This window comes from Shewanella sp. 125m-7, assembly GCF_052977045.1.
Genome location: NZ_JBRILQ010000004.1, coordinates 74,137 through 98,893 on the forward strand (window position 1 = coordinate 74,137; position 24,757 = coordinate 98,893).

At 42.3% G+C, this 24,757-nt stretch carries 20 protein-coding genes; 9 read left to right on the forward strand and 11 right to left on the reverse strand.

Going from position 1 to position 24,757, the window contains the following annotated elements:
* Positions 1-12: 12 nt before the first annotated feature.
* From hisB to ACVBIL_RS02935, 7 genes are all read left to right on the forward strand, one after another.
* Positions 13-1,092 (forward strand): bifunctional histidinol-phosphatase/imidazoleglycerol-phosphate dehydratase HisB, encoded by a 1,080-nt coding sequence (hisB, locus tag ACVBIL_RS02905; protein ID WP_447165494.1) that lies wholly within the window; start codon positions 13-15, stop codon positions 1,090-1,092.
* Complete coding sequence (gene hisH / locus ACVBIL_RS02910) at positions 1,089-1,835, forward strand: imidazole glycerol phosphate synthase subunit HisH (RefSeq protein ID WP_447165495.1); 747 nt, start codon at positions 1,089-1,091, stop codon at positions 1,833-1,835. Before hisB ends, hisH begins: the two co-directional genes overlap by 4 nt.
* A complete protein-coding gene (hisA, locus tag ACVBIL_RS02915) occupies positions 1,835-2,572 on the forward strand; it encodes a 1-(5-phosphoribosyl)-5-[(5-phosphoribosylamino)methylideneamino]imidazole-4-carboxamide isomerase (RefSeq protein ID WP_447165496.1) in 738 nt (245 codons plus the stop codon). Before hisH ends, hisA begins: the two co-directional genes overlap by 1 nt.
* Positions 2,554-3,327 (forward strand): imidazole glycerol phosphate synthase subunit HisF, encoded by a 774-nt coding sequence (gene hisF / locus ACVBIL_RS02920; protein WP_447165497.1) that lies wholly within the window; start codon positions 2,554-2,556, stop codon positions 3,325-3,327. The genes hisA and hisF overlap by 19 nt, the downstream gene beginning before the upstream one ends.
* 33 nt (positions 3,328-3,360) lie before the next feature.
* The gene (gene hisIE / locus ACVBIL_RS02925; protein WP_447165498.1) at positions 3,361-3,999 is read left to right on the forward strand and encodes a bifunctional phosphoribosyl-AMP cyclohydrolase/phosphoribosyl-ATP diphosphatase HisIE; all 639 of its coding nucleotides are present in this window, start codon (positions 3,361-3,363) and stop codon (positions 3,997-3,999) included.
* A gap of 337 nt (positions 4,000-4,336) precedes the next feature.
* Positions 4,337-5,107, forward strand: a complete 771-nt coding sequence (locus tag ACVBIL_RS02930; RefSeq protein WP_447165499.1) for a substrate-binding periplasmic protein — start codon at positions 4,337-4,339, stop codon at positions 5,105-5,107.
* Between the two features lie 173 nt (positions 5,108-5,280).
* Complete coding sequence (locus ACVBIL_RS02935) at positions 5,281-6,384, forward strand: phosphoribosylaminoimidazolesuccinocarboxamide synthase (protein WP_447165500.1); 1,104 nt, start codon at positions 5,281-5,283, stop codon at positions 6,382-6,384.
* Positions 6,385-6,527: 143 nt separating this feature from the next.
* Here the strand turns inward: ACVBIL_RS02935 and lpxM are convergent, their stop codons facing one another.
* The 4 genes from lpxM to pheS all read right to left on the reverse strand — a co-directional run bounded on the left by lpxM (position 6,528) and on the right by pheS (position 11,233).
* Positions 6,528-7,466, reverse strand: a complete 939-nt coding sequence (gene lpxM / locus ACVBIL_RS02940; protein WP_447165501.1) for a lauroyl-Kdo(2)-lipid IV(A) myristoyltransferase — start codon at positions 7,464-7,466, stop codon at positions 6,528-6,530.
* A 78-nt stretch (positions 7,467-7,544) separates the two neighbouring features.
* Positions 7,545-7,841: an integration host factor subunit alpha gene (gene ihfA / locus ACVBIL_RS02945; RefSeq protein WP_012142935.1), complete on the reverse strand. Its 297-nt coding sequence runs from the start codon at positions 7,839-7,841 to the stop codon at positions 7,545-7,547.
* Positions 7,842-7,845: 4 nt separating this feature from the next.
* Positions 7,846-10,233, reverse strand: coding sequence for a phenylalanine--tRNA ligase subunit beta (gene pheT, locus ACVBIL_RS02950; RefSeq protein WP_447165502.1), 2,388 nt, complete (start codon positions 10,231-10,233; stop codon positions 7,846-7,848).
* Positions 10,234-10,249: 16 nt separating this feature from the next.
* On the reverse strand, positions 10,250-11,233 hold the full coding sequence (pheS, locus tag ACVBIL_RS02955) for a phenylalanine--tRNA ligase subunit alpha (RefSeq protein WP_447165503.1): 984 nt from the start codon (positions 11,231-11,233) through the stop codon (positions 10,250-10,252).
* Positions 11,234-11,681: 448 nt separating this feature from the next.
* On the opposite strand from pheS, the gene ACVBIL_RS02960 reads away from it, so the two are divergent.
* Together ACVBIL_RS02960 and ACVBIL_RS02965 are read left to right on the forward strand one after the other, a co-directional pair.
* A complete protein-coding gene (locus ACVBIL_RS02960; protein WP_447165504.1) occupies positions 11,682-13,178 on the forward strand; it encodes a methyl-accepting chemotaxis protein in 1,497 nt (498 codons plus the stop codon).
* Between the two features lie 232 nt (positions 13,179-13,410).
* Positions 13,411-16,023 (forward strand): PDC sensor domain-containing protein, encoded by a 2,613-nt coding sequence (locus tag ACVBIL_RS02965; protein WP_447165505.1) that lies wholly within the window; start codon positions 13,411-13,413, stop codon positions 16,021-16,023.
* Between the two features lie 381 nt (positions 16,024-16,404).
* Here ACVBIL_RS02965 and ACVBIL_RS02970 read toward each other — a convergent pair whose 3' ends face one another.
* The 7 genes from ACVBIL_RS02970 to speA all read right to left on the reverse strand — a co-directional run bounded on the left by ACVBIL_RS02970 (position 16,405) and on the right by speA (position 24,178).
* The gene (locus ACVBIL_RS02970) at positions 16,405-17,280 is read right to left on the reverse strand and encodes a putative ATP-dependent zinc protease (RefSeq protein WP_447165506.1); all 876 of its coding nucleotides are present in this window, start codon (positions 17,278-17,280) and stop codon (positions 16,405-16,407) included.
* A 560-nt stretch (positions 17,281-17,840) separates the two neighbouring features.
* On the reverse strand, positions 17,841-18,194 hold the full coding sequence (locus tag ACVBIL_RS02975) for a DUF3802 family protein (RefSeq protein WP_447165507.1): 354 nt from the start codon (positions 18,192-18,194) through the stop codon (positions 17,841-17,843).
* 303 nt (positions 18,195-18,497) lie between these two features.
* Complete coding sequence (locus ACVBIL_RS02980) at positions 18,498-19,076, reverse strand: YceI family protein (protein ID WP_447165508.1); 579 nt, start codon at positions 19,074-19,076, stop codon at positions 18,498-18,500.
* A 285-nt stretch (positions 19,077-19,361) separates the two neighbouring features.
* Complete coding sequence (gene pdxH / locus ACVBIL_RS02985; RefSeq protein WP_447165509.1) at positions 19,362-20,000, reverse strand: pyridoxamine 5'-phosphate oxidase; 639 nt, start codon at positions 19,998-20,000, stop codon at positions 19,362-19,364.
* Positions 20,001-20,173: 173 nt separating this feature from the next.
* The gene (speB, locus tag ACVBIL_RS02990) at positions 20,174-21,103 is read right to left on the reverse strand and encodes an agmatinase (protein ID WP_447165510.1); all 930 of its coding nucleotides are present in this window, start codon (positions 21,101-21,103) and stop codon (positions 20,174-20,176) included.
* A gap of 24 nt (positions 21,104-21,127) precedes the next feature.
* On the reverse strand, positions 21,128-22,048 hold the full coding sequence (locus ACVBIL_RS02995) for an adenosylmethionine decarboxylase (protein WP_447165511.1): 921 nt from the start codon (positions 22,046-22,048) through the stop codon (positions 21,128-21,130).
* 216 nt (positions 22,049-22,264) lie between these two features.
* Entirely contained in the window at positions 22,265-24,178 is a 1,914-nt protein-coding gene (gene speA / locus ACVBIL_RS03000) for a biosynthetic arginine decarboxylase (RefSeq protein WP_447165512.1), read from the reverse strand.
* Positions 24,179-24,757 lie beyond the last annotated feature (579 nt).

Genomic DNA, 24,757 nt, shown 5'->3' on the forward strand with positions numbered 1-24,757 from the left:
GGTATAACCGTTATGAAGCAGAAAATTTTATTTATCGACCGTGATGGCACTCTCATCGAAGAGCCTGTTACAGATAAACAAGTCGATAGCTTAGCCAAGTTAGTATTTGAGCCTAATGTTATCCCTGCTTTGCTGAAACTTCAAAATGCGGGTTACCGATTAGTCATGGTCAGTAATCAAGATGGCCTTGGCACGCCATCATTCCCCAAAGATGATTTTGACGCGCCGCAAAATATGATGATGCAGATCTTAAGTAGCCAAGGCGTACTGTTTGATGACGTATTGATTTGTCCTCACTTTAATGATGAGAACTGCAGCTGTCGCAAACCGAAACTGGGCTTAGTCAAAGACTACCTTACCTCAGGAAAGATTGATTTTACCCAGTCAGCAGTTATAGGCGATCGTGAAACTGATTTAGGCCTTGCCGACTCGATGGGGATATTAGGCTTGCAATATCACCCTGAAAACCTGAATTGGAACGCCATTGCCGACAAGTTGCTTAATAAAAACCGCACCGCAAGCGTGACTCGTACCACCAAAGAAACCGATATTCGCGTAACCGTGGATTTAGACTCAAATGCCAAGGGGGAGATCGCTACTGGTATTGGCTTTTTCGACCACATGCTTGAGCAAATTTCTACTCACGGCAACTTTAAAATGGATATAAAGGTTGATGGCGACTTAGAGATCGACGATCACCACAGTGTTGAAGATACTGCATTAGCCATTGGTGATGCCCTACGTCAAGCCCTTGGAGATAAGCGTGGCATAGCCCGCTTTGGCAACGCTTTTGAGCAAGCAATTCCCATGGATGAAGCCTGTGCAGAGTGTCTGTTAGATCTGTCAGGGCGCCCATTTATCAAATACAGCGGTGAGTTTGATCGTGAGCTTGTAGGACAGATGTCGACCGAGATGGTCCCGCACTTTTTCCGTTCATTTGCCGATGGTCTGCGCTGTACATTACACATCAGCACCAAAGGGGACAACGACCACCACAAGGTAGAGAGTTTGTTCAAAGTGCTAGGCCGCACGCTTAGACAAGCCGTGGCAGTTGAAGGAGATGTTCTGCCCTCGAGTAAAGGTGTGTTATGAGTCAACTAAATCAAGATAACCAAAACGGGATCATAGGTAATACCGTCATTATCGATACTGGCTGCGCTAATTTAAGCTCAGTACGCTATGCGTTCGAGCGGTTATTGACAGATGAAGAGCGAGAGCGTCTGTATGTTACAGATGACATTGAGCTAATTAAGTCGGCTGAACGAATAGTTTTACCTGGTGTCGGCACTGCTAGCGCTGCAATGAGAGCACTCAATAACAAAGGCTTAATAGAGGTTATTTCATCACTCACTCAGCCAGTACTCGGCGTGTGTTTAGGTATGCAGATGTTGACCCGAGTCTCGAAAGAGCGCGGTACACAAAATGATGACTGCCAATGCCTCGACATCATTCCAACGGATATAGCGCTTCTCGATAGCAAAGGCTTACCATTGCCTCATATGGGCTGGAATCAAATTATCCCTTCAAATCACCCTATTTTTGATGGGATTACTGCTGGTAGCTACGTGTACTTTGTTCATAGCTACCGCGCCCCCGTTAGCGACTACACCATTGCGACGGCGGAACATGGTGAGCGCTTTAGCGCTGCAATTGCAAAAGATAACTTTATTGGGCTGCAATTTCACCCGGAAAAAAGTGCTGACGTAGGCGCAATAATGTTGGCAAATTTTCTGACGATGAACAAAGACACATTTTGCCAAAGTACCAAAGAGCAGACTAATAAGCTTGCTAATAAACTCACTAATAAGTTAAGTAAAAAACTAGAGGCACTGTAATGATTATTCCAGCAATTGATCTTATCGACGGCCAAGTCGTGCGCCTCTACCAAGGTGATTACGCTCAGCAAACCACTTTTAATTTAAGTCCACTCGATCAGCTTAAGTCTTATCAGGCCCAAGGGGCCAATCTGCTGCATATCGTCGATTTAACCGGAGCAAAAGAGCCAACTAAACGTCAAACGGCATTAATTTCAGAATTAGTTAATCATCTAGACACTCCGATCCAGGTTGGCGGTGGTATTCGCACTGAAGCCCAGTTAAATGAACTACTGGAAATTGGTGTAAGCCGTGTGGTTATCGGTTCATTGGCCGTAAAAGAGCCTGAGCTTGTGAAAAGCTGGTTTGAAAAATATGGTAATGAAGCCATTTGCCTCGCACTCGATGTCAATATCAATGAGCAAGGCGAAAAAATAGTGGCCGTATCGGGATGGCAAAGTGGCGGTGGTAAGAGCTTGGAGTCGCTGGTTGAAGAGTTTAAAGCTGTTGGCCTTAAGCATGCACTCGTGACTGACATTAGCCGTGATGGCACACTGCAAGGTGCTAATACCGCCCTTTACCGTGAAATCGCCTTAAGTTATCCAGAGATCCAGTGGCAAGCATCTGGCGGCATCGCGACCCTAGCCGATGTTAACACGGTAAAAGACAGTGGCGCTAATGGCATTATTATCGGTAAGGCGTTACTCATTAACCAATTTACTGTAGCGGAGGCTATTGCATGCTGGCCAAACGCATAGTCCCCTGCCTTGATGTAAAAGAGGGCAAAGTGGTTAAAGGGGTTCAATTTAGAAATCATGAAATTGTTGGCGATATCGTACCACTCGCCCAGCGCTACGCAGAAGAAGGTGCCGATGAATTAGTCTTCTATGACATCACAGCCAGCGCTCACGACAGAGTCATCGATAAATCTTGGGTGAGCCGAGTCGCTGAGAGGATTGATATTCCATTTTGCGTGGCAGGCGGGATTAAAAGTATTGCACAAGCACGTGAAAAACTGGCTTTTGGCGCTGATAAAATTTCAATAAACTCACCAGCATTAACAGACCCGAGTCTCATTGGCAGATTACAAGATGAATTTGGACGCCAATGCATAGTCATAGGAATAGATTCCTATTATGACGAGGCTAGCGACAGCTACAAAGTCAAACAATTTACCGGTGATGAAGCGGCAACAAAAGACACACAATGGTTTACTCAAGATTGGGTTGAAGAAGTGCAAAAGCAAGGCTGCGGCGAAATCGTGCTTAACGTGATGAATCAAGATGGTGTTAGACAAGGTTACGATATCAAGCAACTTTCAATGATCCGCGCAATCTGTGATGTTCCCCTCATCGCCTCTGGAGGCGCTGGCACCGTGGAACATTTTAAAGACGTGTTCCAATTAGCCAATGTAGATGCTGCATTAGCAGCCAGTGTATTTCATAAAGGCATCATAGATATACAAGCACTAAAGCGCTACCTCAATAGCAACCAAATTGCCGTACGCATCTAGAAGCAAGATGTTGATTCAAATTAAGGATGTAACATGACGAATCTTAACCAAAACCTGTCAGATAGTGATTTAATAAACCAATTAGATTGGGACAAAACTGATGGGCTGATCCCAGCCATAGTGCAAAATCACTTAACCGCTAAAGTACTCATGCTTGGGTACATGGACAAAGCGGCGTTAGACCAAACCTTGTCGACAGGTAAAGTGACCTTCTTTAGTCGAAGCAAACAGCGTCTTTGGACTAAAGGTGAAACCTCTGGCAATACTCTCGATTTAGTTGCAATTGATAAAGACTGCGACAATGACAGTTTACTGGTACAGGTTATTCCCAATGGGCCGACCTGCCACAAAGGTACCGAGAGTTGCTGGAAGGACGGCAGCGCCCATAGCTTTATCGAAAACTTGTCAGGCTTAATTGCATCGCGTAAAGGCCAAGACCCTGATTCAAGCTACACAGCGCACCTATTTGAACGCGGCACTAAACGTATCGCGCAAAAAGTCGGTGAGGAAGGTTTAGAAACTGCATTAGCAGCTGCAACAAATGATAAGCCAGAGCTGATTGATGAAGCGTCAGATCTTATTTATCACTTATTAGTTCTGCTTGAAGATCAAGACTTGAGCATGCAAGACATCAACCTTAATTTGATGAAGCGTCACAACAAATCAAAATAGCGCCTCACACTTCGAGTTATCGCTAACCCTGAGAGGGTCGCAGATTAATGGCTGCGAGCCTCTTTATATTACCTACTGTCTATCTCACTTAGCTTAATAACATGGTCTTTGCGCCACCCGCTGTAATCACACCATTTACATCAAGGCTGACCACGCTACGGACGAGATGCGAGTCCTGCCCAGACTAAAACTAGAATTAGTTATAGTCTCGCATAACTAGAACACTATACCAGCCAGAGCAATTAAAGCGCTTTAAAACAAACACATTGACAAGAACAGTGCGTTTAAATAGAGTTGAAAACGTGTTAATAGTCTTTTAAATTTGGCCAATATGCAGATGCTAATTAAATATTGCTCCATCCTACTGCTTGGCTCTTTTTTATCATTCTCAGTTTGGGCTGATGAATTAACCTATTTAGTTATCGCTAATCAAGCGGCACCGTTCCAAATCAATACCTCTACTCATAAGTCTCAATCAGGGATAATCAGTGATGTCATCACGTTATTAGCCGCAAAAAAACCACTATCGATTAGCACACAAGTGATGCCTTTTAAACGCTACGTACACGAAATTAAGCAACGAACTTACCCAAACTGGATAAGCTATGGGTCACCATTATGGCGTGCTAAAGGAAAGCACTGGAGTCAAAATAAGCGTCTATCTGCACAGCCTCTATTTAAGGTTAATCATCAGCTTGTACAGCGCAGCGATGATCTACGCAGTTACAGTAAAATAGAAGATCTGTTTGGCAAAACAATCATTCTATTAAGAGGTTTCGATTACCCAGGATTAGATGCTTATATCGAAAACAGTCAGATCAATAAGATTGATTTCAAAAGCCATCAAAGTGCACTACACGCTTTAATGAGTCGACGTGGTGATGTATTTATAGAAATGGAAAGCCGAATAAGTTACGCCATTAAACAGCATAATATTGAAAAAGATGACTATCTATTTACCGATATATCGGCGATCACGCCTTCGCTATATATCCATCTGTCTTATGGTGATGCTGTCAGCTCGGAGTTAATCGACTGGATTGATGACCAAATTATTATCATGAAAGCAACCGGTCAACTTGAGAAGATTATTCGTCGGTATCAATAGTTAAATCCAGAGTATTATTTTGATTTTGCCAGCCGATGCGGACTGATTTTACATAATAGGAAACACTGTTTTTACAAAGAATAAAACTGTTATTACAAGGGTGTTGCAATACCTATCTTCTGCTACAATCTGCGCCACTAAAATTAAGCTTCTCAATAATAAAAGTGTGCCCTATGAATCTTGCAGATAAAGTTTTAGTCGTAAATGACAACCTACCAATTCGTACTAATCAAGCTGTTCACTCAGGAAAAGTACGCAGTGTTTACTGGTTAACCGAGGAAGATAGTGCTCGATTAATTAAAGATAAAGGTTACGATGTGCCTGCCGATGCCCCACTTGCTATTATGGTCATCAGTGACCGTATCTCGGCATTTGATTGCGTATGGCAAGGTGAAAATGGCTTGAATGGTGTTCCAGGTAAAGGAACTGCCCTTAACGCGATTTCAAACCATTGGTTTAAACTTTTCAAAGATAAAGGCCTAGCTGATAGCCATATCCTAGATATCCCTCACCCATTAGTATGGATTGTGCAAAAGGCGCGTCCAGTGATGATTGAAGCGATTGCCCGTCAGTATATTACTGGTTCGATGTGGCGTTCATACACTAAAGGTGAGCGTGAATTCTGTGGGATCACTATTCCTGAAGGTTTAGAAAAAGATCAAAAGTTACCAGAACTACTGATCACTCCTTCTACTAAAGGTGTGTTAACCGGTCTTGAAGGCGTACCAGAAGCTGATGACGTAAACGTATCGCGCAGCGACATTGAACGCCACGTACAAGGCTTTAACTTTAGTAAGCTTGCTGATATCGATCTTTATGAGAAGCTGCTTAGAGAAGGTTTTGACGTGATTAGCGATGCTTTAGCTGAACATGACCAAATCTTTGTCGATACCAAATTTGAATTTGGTTATGTCAACGACGCCGCTGGCAATGAAAAGCTTATCTACATGGATGAAGTCGGTACACCAGATAGCTCACGTATTTGGGATGGCTCATCTCATCGTGATGGTAAAATCATCGAGCAATCTAAAGAAGGCTTCAGACAATGGCTGCTTAACCACTTCCCTGATCCAGATATCTTGTTGAACAAAAATCGCATGGAAGAGCGCTTAGCCCTTGCAACAGATAACAAACTCCCTGAATCAGTCATGATGGAAATCTCAAATACTTATGTCGGTATTGCCGAGAAAGTGATTGGTAAGAAACTGCATATCAGTGACAATCCTAAGCAAGAGATCATCGATATCTTACGTGATGAGTATCAGCTGATTGTTTAAACGGCTCCCTTACTTACTAGATGTAATGTCTTAAAAGTCGAATAGAAAAGCCGCAATAAATATTGCGGCTTTTTAGTACTAATCACCGCGTGCAAACGGTACTGTTCTCGCTGGAGCTAGACTAGAACGACCTCACTTTAGCATCACTTGTAAATCGATGCTTCACCCTCAGGGCGAGTTTTTAGTACCTTTAAGAACCACATGTATTGTTCTGGGTAAGCTAAAATGACTTGCTCGACCGCTTTATTTAATGCAATGGCTTCGTTTTCTTTACCTTGCATAGTCTCTGGAACAATTGCAGGCATAACCGTTAGCTCGAAATGACGCTTAACTTGATCATAACCAATCTTTACTGGCATCACTTGCGCATTACCTGCTTGTGCCAAACGGCCAACTACAGGCAGTGTCGCTTTAGTTGTACCTAAAAACGGGGCAAACACGCTCTTGTCGCGGCCTAAATCTTCATCAGGAAGATAAAAGAAGCTGTTATTTTGTTTAAGCTCAGAAAGCAAAGCCCTAATCCCTGCCTCACGCATATAAATATTGCCGCCCTGGGAACTTCTCATACGGTTATTAAACCAGTTAAATAAGTCATTCTTATGCGCTTTAGCCATTGAGACCATCGGCAAGTCGAGGTTAAGCCTTAAGCCTGCGTATTCGATACCCCACACATGCGGCATGATAAATATAACCGGCTGGCCTGCGGCTCGAGCTTTCTCTACATTCTCGAACCCATGTAGTTGTACTCGGCGTCTCATATGCGCGCGCGACTTGAGCATTAACTCCGATTGTGCCAGTAAAATCATTACAAAGTTTTCAACGTTATCTTTAACTAACGCCTCAATCTCGTTAGCCGACTTTTCAGGGAAACACGTCGTTAAATTCGCTCGCGCCACGTTAATAGGCTTGCTCGCTATTTTCATCACTAGCTTCGCCAGCACGCGAGCAATCGGATCTCGAAGCCAAGCAGGCATCAGGCCAAAAATAACTAAAACAATAATCGCTACCCAAGTTAACCAATACTTTGGGTGTAACAAACTCAAACTAAAACGTCGGTCAAAATACTTTGGCTTTCTAGACAAGTCTAAAACCTCTACAGCAAGTTAATAACAGAAAAAGCCACTCAATTGAGTGGCCTCTTCATTACGATGCTAAAGCGATTACTTCTTCGCGTTAGCCTCTTCGACGCGGCTTTTAAGCTTCTGTCCTGGACGGAACGTCACTACGCGACGTGCCGAAATTGGGATATCTTCTCCCGTTTTTGGGTTCCTTCCCGGTCTTTGATTCTTGTCCCTCAGGTCAAAGTTGCCAAAGCCAGATAGCTTGACCTGCTCACCACTTTCAAGAGCTTGACGAATTTCTTCGAAAAACGTCTCTACCATCTCTTTCGCTACTCTCTTGTTGATACCTAGCGTTTCAAAAAGATGTTCTGCCATTTCGGCTTTGGTAAGTGCCATACTTTTAGTCCCTCAACGATGCGTTGAACTCGACTTTCAGAGCAGAAACCACGACGTCAACCATCTCTGCGATTTCTTTTTCTTCAAGTGTACGAGTGTTGTCTTGTAATAAGAGTGCTATTGCAAGGCTCTTTTTGCCTTCCTCTACACCTTTACCTCGGTATACATCGAACAAGTTTATGCCAACCAACTGATTTTCGCCAACTTTTCTTATCAATTTTACAACATCATCGGCTGCAATAGCGTCATCGAGGACGATAGCGATATCACGGCGGTTAGCTGGAAACTTAGATACAGTCTGGGCTAGCGGCAAATTAGCATGCAATAACGCGTCTAATTCTAGTTCGAAAATAATTGTCTTTCCGTTAAGGCCAAATGGCTTTTCTAGGCTTGGGTGAACCGTGCCTATAATGCCAATTACGCGATCATCTCTTAAGATTTCAGCACATTGCCCTGGGTGAAGCGCTGGATGGCTTGCAGATCTGAAACTAAATTCAGTGTCTGCAACAGTCAAACCGATGACAGCTTCTAGATCGCCTTTAAGGTCAAAGAAATCAACCGTTTTTGACTCCATTGTCCAATGTTCGTCATTTTGGTTGCCGGCAATAACCGCTGCAAGCATAGGTTGTTGTGACACACCTGACTCTGCAGTTTCATTTGGTACAAAACGCAAACCTGTTTCGAACAGTCTTACTCGGTTTTGTTGACGGCTTTGGTTGTAACCTACCGCTGTCAATAATCCAGTGAACATAGACAGACGCATAGCCGACATTTCAACCGAAATTGGATTCGGTAACACCATTGCTTTTGCACCTGGGTGAATCAACTCTTGCTGCTTAGGGTCAACAAAGCTATAAGTTACCGCTTCTTGGAATCCACGGGCAACCAGCATACTGCGCACGCGCTTGATGTTGATAGTTGATTCATTATGATCAGACATGCTCAATTGCGCAACAGGCGCAATATTTGGAATATTGTTGTAACCGTAAATACGGGCAACTTCTTCAATCAAATCTTCTTCAATTGCCATATCGAAACGGTAAGTTGCCGTGGTTACATTCCACAAGCCTTCACTCACTTCAACGATAAAGCCTAAACGCTCTAGAATCTCTTTAACTTCAGCATCGTCAATATGATGACCCAAAGTCTTATCTAGCTTGCTACGGCGCAATACAATCTGTACTGGCTTAGGCAGATTCTCTTCAGACTTAGCTTCAACAACTGGGCCCGCTTCACCACCACAAATATCTAGAACCAAACGACTTGCGCGGTCCATCACTTTCTGTTGTAGCTCTGGGTCTACACCACGTTCAAAACGGTGCGATGCATCAGTATGCAGACCAATCTTACGCGCCTTACCTAGGATAGCTAAAGGTGCAAAATAAGCACACTCAAGTACGATATCTGTGGTTTCAGTGGTTACGCCACTGTGCTCACCACCAAATACACCCGCAAGTGCTAATGGCTTAACTTGGTCAGCAATAATCAGCATACCTGCTGGGATAGTGATTTCGTTACCATCAAGCAGAGTCAGTTTCTCTTCGCCGTTAGGCTTACGAACCACAATACCACCGTCTAACTTAGCTAAGTCAAACGCGTGCATTGGTTGACCAAACTCAATCAACACGAAGTTCGTAATATCAACGATTGGATCGATAGAGCGGATACCGCTACGACGCAATTTTTCTTGCATCCATAGTGGTGTGTCAGCTTTAACGTTAACGTTTCTGATAACGCGGCCCAAGTAACGACCACATTCTTGAGGCTCTTGAATGTCAACAGTAACTGCATCAGCAACTGTCGCTTCAACCGCATCCCAAGTCGGTTCTGTAACCGATTGACGGTTTAACACGCCAACTTCACGAGCAAGACCAGCCATACCTAAACAGTCTGCGCGGTTAGCCGTTAAGTCTACATCGATGACAGCATCGTTTAGATCTAAGTATTCACGTACGTCTTGGCCAACAGGTGCATCTAGTGGCAACTCAATGATGCCATCGCTTTCGATATCAACGCCAAGCTCGCCAAATGAGCACAACATACCAAATGATGGTTGGCCACGTAGCTTAGCTTTTTTGATTTTGAAATCGCCAGGTAGCACAGCGCCAACCATAGCAACTGCAACTTTAAGCCCTAAACGGCAGTTTGATGCACCGCACACGATGTCGATTAGCTCTTCGCCGCCAACATTGATTTTAGTTACACGTAGTTTGTCAGCATCTGGGTGCTGACCGCACTCAACCACTTCACCAACAACAACACCGCTAAAATCTGCCGCTACAGGCTCAATGCCGTCCACTTCAAGACCGGCCATGGTAATTTGGTGTGATAATTCGTCGCGGTTAACACTTGGGTTAACCCACTCACGAAGCCAAGATTCGCTAAATTTCATGCTATTACAGCTCCGTTTATTTAAATTGCTTCAGGAAGCGTAGGTCGTTTTCAAAAAATGAACGTAAGTCATTAACGCCATAACGCAACATTGAAAGACGTTCAACGCCCATACCGAATGCAAAGCCCGAGTATTTCTCAGGATCGATACCAACGCTGCGCAGTACGTTTGGATGTACCATGCCGCAACCTAATACTTCTAACCACTTACCATTCTTACCCATTACGTCAACTTCAGCAGAAGGCTCAGTGAACGGGAAGTAAGATGGACGGAAACGCACTTCTAAATCTTCTTCGAAGAAATTACGTAAGAAGTCGTGCAAAATTCCTTTCAGTTCTGCGAAGTTTACGTTCTCAGCAACCAATAAACCTTCAACCTGATGGAACATAGGAGTATGAGTTTGGTCGTAGTCGTTACGATATACTCGTCCTGGAGAGATAATACGTAAAGGAGGCTTCTCATGCTCCATAGTACGGATCTGCACGCCTGAAGTTTGCGTACGTAGCATCACTTTAGGGTTAAAGTAGAACGTGTCATGATCAGCACGAGCAGGATGATGCTCAGAGATGTTTAATGCATCGAAGTTATGGAAGTCATCTTCGATTTCTGGTCCATCTTTAACGATAAAACCAAGCTCACCAAAGAAAGCTTCAATACGCTCAATGGTGCGCGTAACTGGGTGTAGCCCACCGTTTTCAATACGACGACCAGGAAGGCTGACATCAATGCTTTCAGCTTTTAATTGCGCTTCAAGTTCAGCCGCTTTAAGGCCTTCAATGCGAATAGAAAGCTGCTGCTGAACCGCTTGCTTAGCTTGGTTCACTGCTTGACCAAAAGCAGGCTTCTCTTCTGGAGGAAGTTTCCCCATCATTTTCATCATGTCGGTGATTTGACCTTTTTTACCAAGGTAATCGACACGGAGGTCATCGAGAGCTTTTAAATCTGTAGCTCCTTCGATGGCGGCTAAAGCCTGTTCTACGATCTCTGTTAACTGTGACATCATCTCTTCCAGTGCAAGTAAGTGCTAGACCTACGACTTTTGGGCAAACGTATTTTCTTAGTGAAAATAGAAAAAGACTAAAATTTTACGTTAGACAGGCACATTTGACTAGGACTAATTCACCTTTTACTGTGCTAACTGCCTATTTTGTTTAGTCCTTATACAAGGATTTGCTAAATGAGCTTAAAATGCATCAAGCATTTATCCACCAGCAAGTCTGCCAAACTCCAAATGCACACCAAAAGTCACAACACCTGCAATAAAGCTAATGACTAGCACACAATTTTAGTAAGAATGACTACAAACTAGAAACATTAGTATTCAACGGTTTAAAAACACTAACGAATAAAATTCAGCCAACAGACTATCAATTCTAAAAAAAAGGGTTAAGAAATGGCCTTACCTTCCGATAAATAGCTAGGTCGGCGATTAATAAAAAGAGAACATTATGAAAGAAGTTAAGTTCCGTTGGGTGGATAAATACCTTATCCACATGACACTAAAAACAAAATTCGCATTATTGGCAATCATTCCCATCATCACGCTTGTAGGCTTGGCTATTTTTCTTAATAGTGAATACAAACAGAATCTAATCGATAGCCAAATTTCACAAACCCAAGAGTTTAACCAAAAACTCAATAATGCACTGGATGCGGCTTATCAATATATTCCAGAGGAAAACCGAGCCCACTTTGTAAATGCAATAACTGGTGATATCACTCTTAGTCTTCAGCAAACCTCTCCAACGCAACTGGCAACAACCGCAGAAAGTGGTGGTGACACACGAGTGGATGGCAATAGAATTGAAAGCGTGAGCCCAGTCAGCGCAAATGGCCTTATTACCACCTTGTATAGCCAACAAAGTAACGACATCCATAATGAATATATCGCCTATGCCGCTGTTGCGGTATTAATCTCGATTATATTATTGACCAGTTACTATATTTCCAGCTTCGTTGGAGGGGCACTTTTTACCAATGTTATGGCGCTTAAAAAAGCGGCTGACGGGGATTTAACCGGCCGACTAAACTTTTTTGAAGTAAAAGATGAATTTAGTATCCTTGCAATTAGCATTGATACTTTAGTTGAGCGTCAACATAAGCTTGTTAATGAGATGACAAGTGCAAGCTCACAGATCCGTAATGTCGTGCAAGCCTTTAGAAACACGGCTGAACAAGGGCAATCTCTAGCCATGAATCAACGTCAGCATATTGACTCCTTAGCAACGGCAATGGAGCAGATGACCGCAGCCGTTATAGAAGTTGCGCGTAATGCCGACCTTTCATCAAGCGAAACCCAAGAGGCAAATACACAAGTTGAAGCGGGATCCCGTGATATTGCCATTACAGTGGACGCTATAGGCAGTTTATCAAATGAAATTGGCGCAGCCTCTGATGCTGTTAATAACCTCAATGAAAACGCAGCTAAAATTGATGAAGTGGTCACCACCATTAATGCCATTTCAGAGCAAACTAATTTGCTGGCATTAAACGCTGCCATTGAAGCTGCCCGAGCTGGCGAGCAGGGACGTGGCTTTGCTGTCGTTGCCGATGAAGTAAGAACCCTTGCTGGTCGAACTCAAGCTGCAACGGTTGAAATTAAAACCATGATTGAAGCATTGCAATCGGGTGCCCGCAACCTTAAACAGGTAATGAACCGTACGGTGGAAAAAGCGGAAGAAGGCAAGAAGCATGTGTTAGATACAGGTAAAGACTTGGAAGGGATTGCCCACCACAGCGCCAAAGTCTATGAAATGAGTGTCTTAATAGCCACATCGGCAGAAGAACAATCAACAGTGGCTAATGAGATCGCCACCAATTTAACGGATATTCGTAATCAATCGCATGACGTAGAGCAATCAGCAAACCAATCTGTTTCCGGCTGTGATGAACTGTATGCGACTGCCGAGCAATTAGATCAACTACTCATTGGCCTAAAAGTATGACGACTGTTTAGAGCAAACAAAAAAAACAGCCTTCAGGCTGTTTTTTTGTTTAACAAGTGTTCACTCCCAAAGTGTCATTACAGAAAGTGTCTTTACAGATAGTTGCACCTGTTTGTTTTACAAAAAAATAACAAGACTTGTATAATATGCTGTAAACAACTTTAAAAGCCTCATTCCTTTTTCAGTACGGATGCTAATTAACGGGATATTCTTACCAGAGAAAATAACGCTCATGGCTAAATCGAATACAAGACACGTTAAACTGACCCATTGGCGTTCCAGCTTGCCGATGCAATTCATGATGGTTCAACTATTTGTCGCAGCGGTGATTATCATTGCTAGTGTTTGGTTTTTAAAAACCATTGAGACAGATCGCTTAATTGACAATCAACAATCTCTAAGTATCAATTTAGGTAAAACCATTGCCGCAAAATTGCAGCAAAAAACCAACCGGATAGAAAACCTCGCCGTGTCTTTAGGCACACTGGGAGAGCTATACCAACATCAGAGCGACCTATTAAATCTCGCAATCCCAGCATTGTTAGACCAACCTGGCCAACAAGACGTGATATTAGGCGGCGGTATTTGGGCAGAACCCTTTCGCTTTGACCGTGATAAAGAAAAGCATAGCTATTTTTGGGCGCGTGATCTTGCAGGGGAACTCATTCAAGTTAATGATTATAACGCGAATGACATAGCCCCTTATTACACCGAAAATTGGTATGTTCCAGCTAAATATTACCCTACCGACACCACTTATTGGTCAAAGTCTTATATCGACCCTTTTACTCAAACCCCAATGATAACCGCCTCAGTACCTATGTGGTCAGAACACCAGTTTATCGGGGTATCGACTGTTGATATCGCGTTATCCAGCATTGATAATTTCTTCAATACCGCGATTTCCAGCCAAGGTGGCTACGTGTTTGCCCTTGACCAACAAAATCGCCTGCTGTCCTATCCTGATATCCATTTAGAACATCAATCCCCCGTTGATAGCCATGAGTTATTTCAGCCATTATCCATCTTCTCTCAACAACATCGTGAATTTGGCCCTTTACAAGACACTATTACAAAAATTGATGCCGATTTTATCCTCGCCGCCAACACGACGAAAGCTTACGAGGAGAAGCAACTTGAAAAGGTTATCGCGAATGTGCCGCTCCATGAGCGTGCAAAACTCATCGCGTTAATTAATCAGAACGCCAATAAAAAACGCTCTCAAGTAGAACTTGTTGCCAGCCTGAAGCTAGATAGCGACCCAAGGCTCAAAGAACCTGTGATTGTGACTATTTTTCTTATGCCTGGGACCTATTGGAAAATTGTATTAGTTACGCCAATATCGAGCATTGCTTACAATACTCAATCTCTAGCAAGCTCTGTTGGTATCTATTTAGTCAGCATACAAATTATTGCTTTGATGCTACTTTTTATCATGCAAAACAAGCTATTTATAAACCCCATCAGTCGTATGGTGCAGGCGCTCAATGACGATAATGCGGCCAAAATTGAGCTGGAAGCAACCACCCGTAATGATGAAATAGGTCTACTAGCCAAAGCATTTAGCTCTCGCACTCGCCAATTAGAGATAGCGTTATCGAGTTTAGACGCAACAAACCTTGCTCTAGAGCAACAATTAGATGTGCAACAGGAAGCACAATCTGATTTAAAAGAAAGTAAAGAACAGCTAAACTCAGTACTTAACTCTGCTCATAACTTAATATTTATTAATAACTTAAAAGGTGAATTCACCCTGGTCAACGACCAGTTTTGCCATACCCTTTCTCGCAAGCGTGAAAATGTTATAGGTATAAAAGACCGACTTATCATGCCAAAAGAAATAGCCCTAATAAACCATGAGAAAAACCTCAAGGTTATAGAGGACAAATTGGAGTTAAGTTACGAGCAAGCCTTCCCCAAAGCCGGGGTACAGCATACGTATCTCGTGACAAAATTTCCTATTCTAGACAGCCAACAACAGGTTTGCTCAGTCGGGACCATCGCTTTCGATATCAGTGCAACCAAAGAGGTAGAGCTTAAAAAGAAAGCCCAGTTTGAAATTCTTAGAAGAGAAACATCAGACAATATTCGCTTTATTGAGCAACTCGAACAAATCAATAAGCGACTACTAAGTGAAAGTGAACAAGCAAAATTGGAAATTAACCGTCGAAATAACTTCGAAAAGGTAAAACTTGAGAATCAAACGCTATACCCCTCTCTTGTTGCCGCAATCGTGAAACCCATCTTTAGAAAGCAAGATGATTTAGCTGCAAATGCCTACAAGTTAGCGAAAGGCGAATTGCCTATCGTAGACTTTAACTCAGAATTAGCAGAGCAAACCGTGCGTTTAAGGCACTTGGAGTACCTGTTTTCGGCCCAGGACTATATCGCTAAACCCATCGACTTAGTATTGTTACTTGAGCACATTGTCGCCCTATTACAGCCCAAATTAGCATCAAAGCAAATCGAGCTAAATATAGAAAGTGACTCTAGAATGGTCGTTGATGGGATCCATTGGCACTTTTTGCTGATTTTTTACCGCGCTATCAGCAATACTATAAATGATGCGTTCCCTCAAAAAAGCCCAGAACAAAAAATGAAAATTTGCCTGAGTAGAGACCATAATCTAATCATGGTGAAAGTGTATGATAACGGCAAAGGCTTCGGCGAAACGCAGTTATCGCATCTACAGCAAGTATTAAAGAGTAACGAAGTGAAAGGGACCCTTTCTGCGCTATCAGTTTGGTTAAAAAGTGAATTTAAAGGAGAGTTGATGGTTACACCGTTACTCCCTGAAACTGATTACAAAACCTTATTAACCTATACACTAATCGTTGCGGAATGATAAATACCCCACCATCTAGATAAGTTAACTTTTTCATTTTATTGCCTTATACCCAAGCCACCTGAAGATGCAGGGTTCAGTGGGAATTTAATGCGCTTTAAGCAAGGCATTGATTGCAGTTAATGGTTGTTCCCTTAGCAAGATCAATAACGCAGCAGAAAGTGCATTAAAACCCATCGAAGAAGGCTTTGCGCAAGCCCACTTCGTTGTTGCACTAGCTTAAAAGGGAGTTACCATTCCTACGCTAATACGCCTAGAATTGAACTCGCGCAAGGCCTCTGAAATGAGCATGTTCAAGTCGTTTGGGTATAAACATGATGGGCTAAAATAACAAGGCCGCACAATAAATGTACGGCCTTCGTTTATTTGGTTTTATGCTTTTTAACGTGAAACATCCACGATGTAATGCCCTTGTAACCAATTACGGCCAATTAACAGCTTATAAGACATCTTACTTCTGTCTCGTAGATTCACCTTCACTTTATACTCCTGACCCGGCTCACCTATGTTAAGTTCTACCATATAGCGGATCTCACTACCTTGGGCATTACGGATAAGCGACGTTTCAACAATACGAGACTTCACCACATGCGACTCACCTTTCTCATTCTCAGTTGTAAAATGAATCACCTTACCAACATTTTTTTCCATGTCAGGATCTTCATTTTCAATCTTCATGTCATAGGCATGTAGCGAATTTTCAACCGCACCGGTATCAATTCGGGTTTTAAATATTAAACCAGATTCAACAATACTAATCGGCGCCGTTGGGCCAATAAGCTTCTTTTCTGACACATCGACGACATAGCGTCCCTTAAGCCAATTGCGACCAATTAACAGTTTGTAGTCCATGTGGCTGCGATCGCGTAAATTGACACGAACCTTACGTTCTTTGCCTTTAAAGCCGACATCTAAGTCAACCATGTAACGGGTTTCTGTCCCCTGGGAGTTACTCACTGTCGATGTTTTAACGATTTTAGCTTTTAAGCGCTTTTTCTCACCTTTATTATTCTGCGTTGTAAAAGACACCATTTTACCAATATTGTCTTTCATATTTTTAGCGCTCCCCCCCTCTACTTCAATATCAAAAGCATGCAGAGAGGTATTGACGGCCCCCGTATCGATGCGTGCAACGTAAGAGAGTTCTGCAGGTGCTACCGACATTCTTGCGGCTGAACCTATCACCGCTTTATCGCTTGCAGTCGCCGATAAAGATGACGCCAAGATCAATAAGCACAATCCCACTTTTTTAAGCATCGTGATTCCTTAACTCGTTTAATAAACAACATAAATTACCTTGCGTTTATGATAGCAAGATTTGGAGGTGAATAAAGTGGTTGAGACTATTACATAGCTAAGCTGTATAGAAGCTTGCTACTGAATCGAAATAAAGGCCTATAATTGGCCAATAAAAATGCTACTCGCTGCGTTTAATAAATAAATTGAAATACAAATAAACTGAACAACGCCGCGGTACAAATGCAGTGCCATAAATGCCATTTTCGACGAAGTTGAGTGTTAAGTCGCGTAACGTGCCGATAAAACTGCACTGCCAGCCACACTAAGATAAAAGGGACGAATGGCAACGAGATAACCAAGGGTAAAAATCCCCAGCTAAAGTCGAAAGCATATTCATTAAAGAGTCTTATCAAAAACCAAAACAGTAGCAGGCATGTATAGACAAATACATGCTGTCTATCCATAGACTTTCTGACGTTGTTCAACATATCTCGCTCCTCTACCAATACTGCAACATTAGGTCTTTAGGCAAAACCCAACAAGGAGAGAGAGCGATAATACTGTAACTAAATATAATGTTAAGCGGCGATCATTATTGCGATTTCTTGATCAAACAAGTTTTTAATAAGGCACGAAAACTCTGTAATAAACAAGGACTGTTCTGCAGTTGCTTTGTGGCCTGAGACTCTTGCTAAAATTTCTTCAAGATCATAAACGATAGAGTCAACTTCTCGGATCACTAGGTTTCTTTGGCTAAAAGTCAAAGAAGGATTTTGCCCACAGACCATGATAATCTGTGCGGCTAACTGCTCTTCAAACAGTTCCATAACCGTGTCTTCAGTAACACTTTTTTGCTGCGAGTTTTCAAATATGCCTAAATGTTCAGTCAAATACTGAATCAGGTGTATATACCCGTCTTTGTCGGTAACCATGCTCAACCTAAAACACATAAATGTGTTATTTTTATGCTGTTCAAAAAGTCAAAAGCCCTAAACAACATTATTCTTAATTTTCGTACAGGGATATTATCTGAGTTTTTACTCAATTGTAATCATCTAAAATTAAAAAAAAAGCCCAAGTCTCAAGCTTAACGCTGAGCCTGAGCCTTTAGTGGCATAACTAACCTGAACTCGGGTTCTTGAGTGTCTTACACGCCTATATTACTTAAAAAAATAATAAGTTACCCGGCATCACTTAACCTAACTCTAGGCTAAGTAGCAACATACTAAGAATGCTTACTCTTGCGTCAAATTAAGAATGAAAGAGACTGGCACAGCTTTACTGACCGCCGATAACCCCGCAATTTCTCTAAGTTTTTCAACTCCAGCAGACAGTCCAAAACTGTCGGCATTGACAATCACAGGCATCACACTGGCAACTAATAGGTGGGACTCTGATAATTTAGCAATACTCACAGTAAAAGACATGTTTTGCTTTTTACCATGTAGATCCACTTCTGCATCAATCACCGCCTCCTTAACTGATCCAACAGGCATATCCTGCACTAGCTTAGGATCAATTTTCGCCGATAAGGTTAACTTGGGATATTTATCCACTTCAAATAACAGGGAGTCCATGCGTTCATCACGAATATCGACGTTGGTCGCGACACTGGCTAACGAGATTGAAAAATTGAACAGCCCTTTGTTATTAAGCGTTCCTGATATTGATTTAAAGTGATGAACCTCGGCAATATCTCCTTTTTTTATCGAGATAAAGTTTACATTGGAACTGTTATTATCAACGTCCCATGTTGCAGCCGATGCACAAAATGACAAAGGCAGTAATAATAAACCTGTGATAATACTCTTCATTGTCCTTCCCTCTCGTTAAGGTAGTAATAGGTTTAACATCCACATTAAGACAATGCTAATTTAGCAGACTTAAAGCAAACACGATGAGCTTTTTACAACGTAGACCCATTTTTACTATTATATTAGGGCATCTTCATCTATCTAGCGTAATTTACTTGCGACAAAATAAAGAAGGAGAATTAAAACGAGTAAAGCAGCAGAGTTGCTCATTTGCCATAAAGCCGTTAATCTTAAAACTGATAAAAACAATAAAGCCGCAGAATGTGCGGCTTTATTGTTTTTAAATTATGGCGCTAAACGACTGTGTTCCCAGTCATTACCCGCTTTGGTATAAATAAATCGATCATGTAGACGATGTTCTCCGCCCTGCCAAAACTCGATACTTTTAGGTCGAACTAAATAGCCGCCCCAAAACTTAGGCAAAGGGACATCTCCTTTAGAAAACTTAGCCTTCATCTCGGCAAATTTGGTTTCCAACGCTTTTCTAGCACTGATAGGACTCGACTGCTTCGACACCCAAGCCGCTATTTGGCTCTCTTTAGGTCGGCTGATAAAGTATTTAAGCACTTCAGTTTTAGATAGCGGCTCTGCAATACCCGTCACTGCTACCTGTTTATCAAGGCTGTGCCATGGGAATAAAATACTCACCTGTGCATTATTAGCAATATGTTGAGCTTTGCGACTTTCGAGATTGGTAAAAAACACAAAACCATCATGATCAAATCGCTTCAGCAACACTATACGTTGGAAGGGTTGGCCATTTTCATCAACCGTCGCGACCGACATCGCGGTAGGGTCTTGAATTTGTGAGTCTCGGACAACTTCAAGCCAAGCGTTAAACAGGTCCATAGGGTCATTGGGGACATCTTCGCTATGTAGCTCGCCTAATGTGTATTCACGCCTGATATCGCTAAGTTCTGACATTTATCAATCCTTTCATCGAACCTAAAAAAAAGAAGCGCTTTAATTAGCGCTTCTTTAATGATAACAATCTTAAGCAAAGTTCGGGAGCCTTTTGACCCCACCTAGTTGCAAATTTTTTCACCTAGTCAGTAGATGAAGATGACTTAGTCAGACTGAAACTGATATAGACGGGATTATTTAACTTTACCGTTAGACTCTGCCCAAACGTGCAGCATTTCTAAACCTAAAGTGGCGCCAGCTAACGCGGTGATTTCTGCGCTGTCATAAGCAGGTGCAACTTCAACCACATCCATACCAACAATCTTCATGCCTTTTAAGCCGCGAATGATCTTCATCGCCTTGTCACTTGTTAAACCACCACAAACTGGAGTACCCGTGCCTGGAGCAAAAGCTGGATCTAAGCAGTCAATATCAAAAGTTACATATAACGGCATATCACCCACGCGCTCACGAATTTGCGCCACGATTTCATCGGCGGTCATGTCATTCGCTGCTGCAGCGTCAATCACTTTAAACAGGTGATTTGCAGTATCATACTCAGTACGAATACCCACTTGAATTGAGTTTTCTGCTGCGATAAGGCCTTCAATTGGTGCATGGTAGAACATAGTACCGTGATCGTACTTGCTACCTTGGCTATATGTATCGGTATGCGCATCAAAGTGCAACAGTGCCATTTTTCCATGCTTTTTATAGTGAGCACGTAATAATGGTAAAGTCACAAAGTGATCGCCACCAAAGCTCAACATCGCTTTGTCAGCCTCTAAAATTTTGGTAGCAAAGTCTTCAACACGCTGGGTAAAGTCAGCTGAATCACCACAGTTATAAACTAAGTCACCCGCGTCAACGATTTTCACGTGGTCGCTTAGTTTAAACTGATAAGGCCAACGGGTCTCTTCCCACGCCAAGTTGACTGAAGCGTTACGAATGGCGCCTGGGCCCATACGGCCACCAGAGCGGCCAGTAGTCGCCATATCAAATGGTAAGCCTAGTACTACGACATCTGCATCGCCTTCAAGCGGTTTAAAGTCTAACGGCTGTCTTAAGTAACCAAATGCATTTGAGTAAAGCGAATAATCTGGCTTATCTGCAATAGTGGTCATACATACTCCATAAAGTGTCTAGAGTCACAATACTTCTGCTAACAGTCTCTCGCTGTTTGCTTGAATATAGTGATTATAAGTAAAGTCATTGTGCTGATTTAACTGTAGTTCACAACTCGCTAGCCTTCGATGTGAAGGGAAGTCGAGATTGTCTACTTGCATATTCATGCCAATGATGTCCCAACTGCTGGGGTTCAATATATTTAACAAGTCAGAGAAAATATTGAACGTAAATGGTGTAAAACTCAAGTTTGTTTCAATACTCACATAAGAGCTCCGCTCTTGTGGTGTGATATGTATGGTTAAAAACTTGTCTTCAAACAGTCCATTGATTGAGTAGCCGCAAGGCTGAAAAAGGTAATCGTCAAATTCAAACTCGGGTAGTAAACGATCTAGCCCTAATAAGTTTCGTACTTCTGCACTCGATTGCCTATCACTTCGAAGGTACTGAGCAACCTCACCTTTGATGTGATACATCAACAAACTTGCACTCGCTTTCTGTACTTGTGCTTGCGTGCTCTGGAAAAGATAGTGATGATGATTATCTAAATGCCCAATACGATAAGCTGTACCTGCGAGTTTATTTTGAAGTTTTTCAACGTCATCTTCAAATCGTGTAGCCTGCAAATAAGATAAAAACTCACTTTTACGCTGATAGCTTAAGTCTGATATATGGTCGATTCCGATTTTATCAATGATGAAGATCACCGCATCAACTAATCGCGTATTGCCACACGTGATAAGGAGCACCTTATGCTGCCAAACGAATAAACTCGATTCACTTAGCACGTAAGCGTCACAATAGGCATTTGACAGGCTCGACAGGATCTCGGCATCAGCAAGGCTTAATACCTGCTGCCAAAAAGAGTGAGGTAAAGAGCGTAATGAAGCACAACAAGGATTGATCTGCAGCTCTATTTTCTTTTCTGAACCTTCAAAAAACATCCTATCTGGGCCCCTAAAAATATCGACTCGTTAACGATGTAAACGTCTTTCAATATCCATTAAATGAAAATAGAGATTAAAGTGGCTACTTAAGCTAACTAACACGTTTTATACTGACTTAAAAATAAAACCAGCTTCAAGCGAACTTAAAGCTGGTTATAGCAAACAGACTATTTTTACCATAGTCACAACGCTTACGCGTTGCTCTCCTCTCTGTTAAGAGAAGTCTTCTAGATAAGTGTAGCCTTTAAGGCCTAGCTGTAATTCTTCTAGAATATTAGCACGCTCATCTTCTGCGATATGCTTATTAACGAGCTCCTCATAGGTTCTCATAAATGATACCGCATCTAGGTTTACATAGCGCAGCACGTCAGCGACCGTATCACCAGCGAGTACTGACTCAACATTCGTGCGAGCATCTTCATCTAAGCGTACAACTGCCGAGTTGGTATCACCAAATAGGTTATGCATGTCACCCAAGATCTCTTGATATGCACCAACAAGAAAGAAACCAATTAAATATGGACTCTCTTGCGTCCAAGCGGGTACTGGCAGTGTTGTTTCAATACCTTGACCATCAACATATTGATCAATTGTACCGTCAGAGTCACAAGTGATGTCTAACATTACCGCTCTTCTCTCTGGCGCCTTATCTAAACCAGATAATGGCATCACAGGGAACACCTGATCAATACCCCAGGCATCAGGTAAAGATTGGAATAAAGAGAAGTTAACAAAGAATTTATCGGCTAACTTTTCATTTAACTCGTCGATAATCGGTCTATGGAAGCGATACTTAGCACTCATGCTGCCTTGTAGCTCATAACAAACACGCAAGTTAACTTGTTCTGCCCACGCGCGCTCAGCGAGACCTACCTGGCCAACAGCAAACAGCGAATGCACTTCTGTTAAGTCACTCTGACAGTCATGAAAAATCTCAATTAGCGCACGCTGATCAGCTTTACCACTCACTTCAACCCATGACTGCCACATATTGTGCAATAACTGAGGTGCATCATCTGCCGGCGGTTGAATATCTTCAGGCTTATACGCTTCAGTACCGATCACATCTGTTAGCAATACCGCGTGATGTGCAGTCAAGTAACGGCCAGACTCAGAGATAATTCTCGGCATCGGCTGTTCATACTCTTTACACATATCGGTCAACACACTGACGATATTGTTGGCGTACTCAGTCAGGCCGTAGTTCATTGAATGGCTACTTTGGCTTCGAGTACCATCATAATCAACCGCTAGACCACCACCCACGTCAAAACACTTAACGTTTGCGCCAAGCTTCATCAGCTCACAATAGAAACGGCCCGCTTCACTCACCCCTTGGCGAATATCGCGGATATTGGCGATCTGAGAGCCTAAATGGAAGTGCAGTAGCTCCAGTGACTCAAGCATATTTTCTTGCTTGAGCGAGTTGATTACCTGCAGCACCTGAGCGGCACTCAAACCAAACTTAGACTTCTCGCCGCCACTTGCCTGCCACTTACCCTTGCCTTGGAAAGCCAAGCGAACGCGAAGACCTAAACGAGGCGTCACACCTAGCTCTTTCGCTTGCTCAAGAACAACTTTAAGTTCTGACATCTTCTCTAGAACGATGTAAACCTTATGACCTAGCTTTTCACCGATTAACGCTAAACGAATATATTCTTTATCTTTATAACCATTACAAATAATGACCGAGCTCGCCTTTTGTGCCATTGCAAGTACGGCCATTAGCTCAGGTTTACTACCAGCCTCAAGACCTAGCTGTGGCACTTCTTTTGCCACTTGGCTGGCCAAGATCTCTTCAACAACGGTTTGTTGTTGGTTAACTTTAATAGGATAAACGAGCAAGTAATCAGATTCATACTGATACTTTTGAATCGCCTGATTAAACGCCTGACACAGACTATTTACTCTATGATGTAAAATCTGCGGGAAACGCACAAGTACAGGTAAAGCCACACCCGACTTAACCATGTCTTTCGCCATTTCGTTCAAACCAATTTTACAATCCGGACGACTTGGATCCGGTGACACTGTCACCTCGCCATCATCGCTAATGCCGTAAAGTCCTTGGCTCCAGTGGTTTACGTTATAACTTGCGCGTGCGTCATCAATAGACCAATTGCTCATATTTGTCCTAACCTGTCTATTTGTATTCAAATAAGTTGACCGCCCCTAGGGGGTTTACATCAACTTGCGATTGTTTAAATCAAAATATTCTGATTTACCTATATAAAGTACAAATTGTTCAAATTAATACTCAAAAATACCAGATACAAACCTAGTCAGTACTAACTCTTGCCAAAAATGCCTCATCGAGTACAGGCGATACCTATTTTTATGGTAACGAATAAACCTCTATCTTTAAACCTAGCAGGAAAAACGCATCCCATAAAAATCTATTTGTTACTTCAATATTACCAAACCGCGTACGGCCACTCCCTTAAAAAGATGAATTGGCGGACAATTCAATTTTATAGGATATTTTTTGCGGCGCAATTAAACCTTGAGACTCAAAAGATTGCAAGACTCAAAAGCGCATTACATGCCAATTAAAAGCTAAACTTTTATCACCTTATAATAGGGTGATAACAATACCTACCCTTTCCCCTAAAAAACGTGATAAATCCTTGCATTTAATTACAGTAAATAATGTTCATCGGCGCAATAGTTTCTGCGAGCTAAAGCATATTGAAATGTTTTCCACTA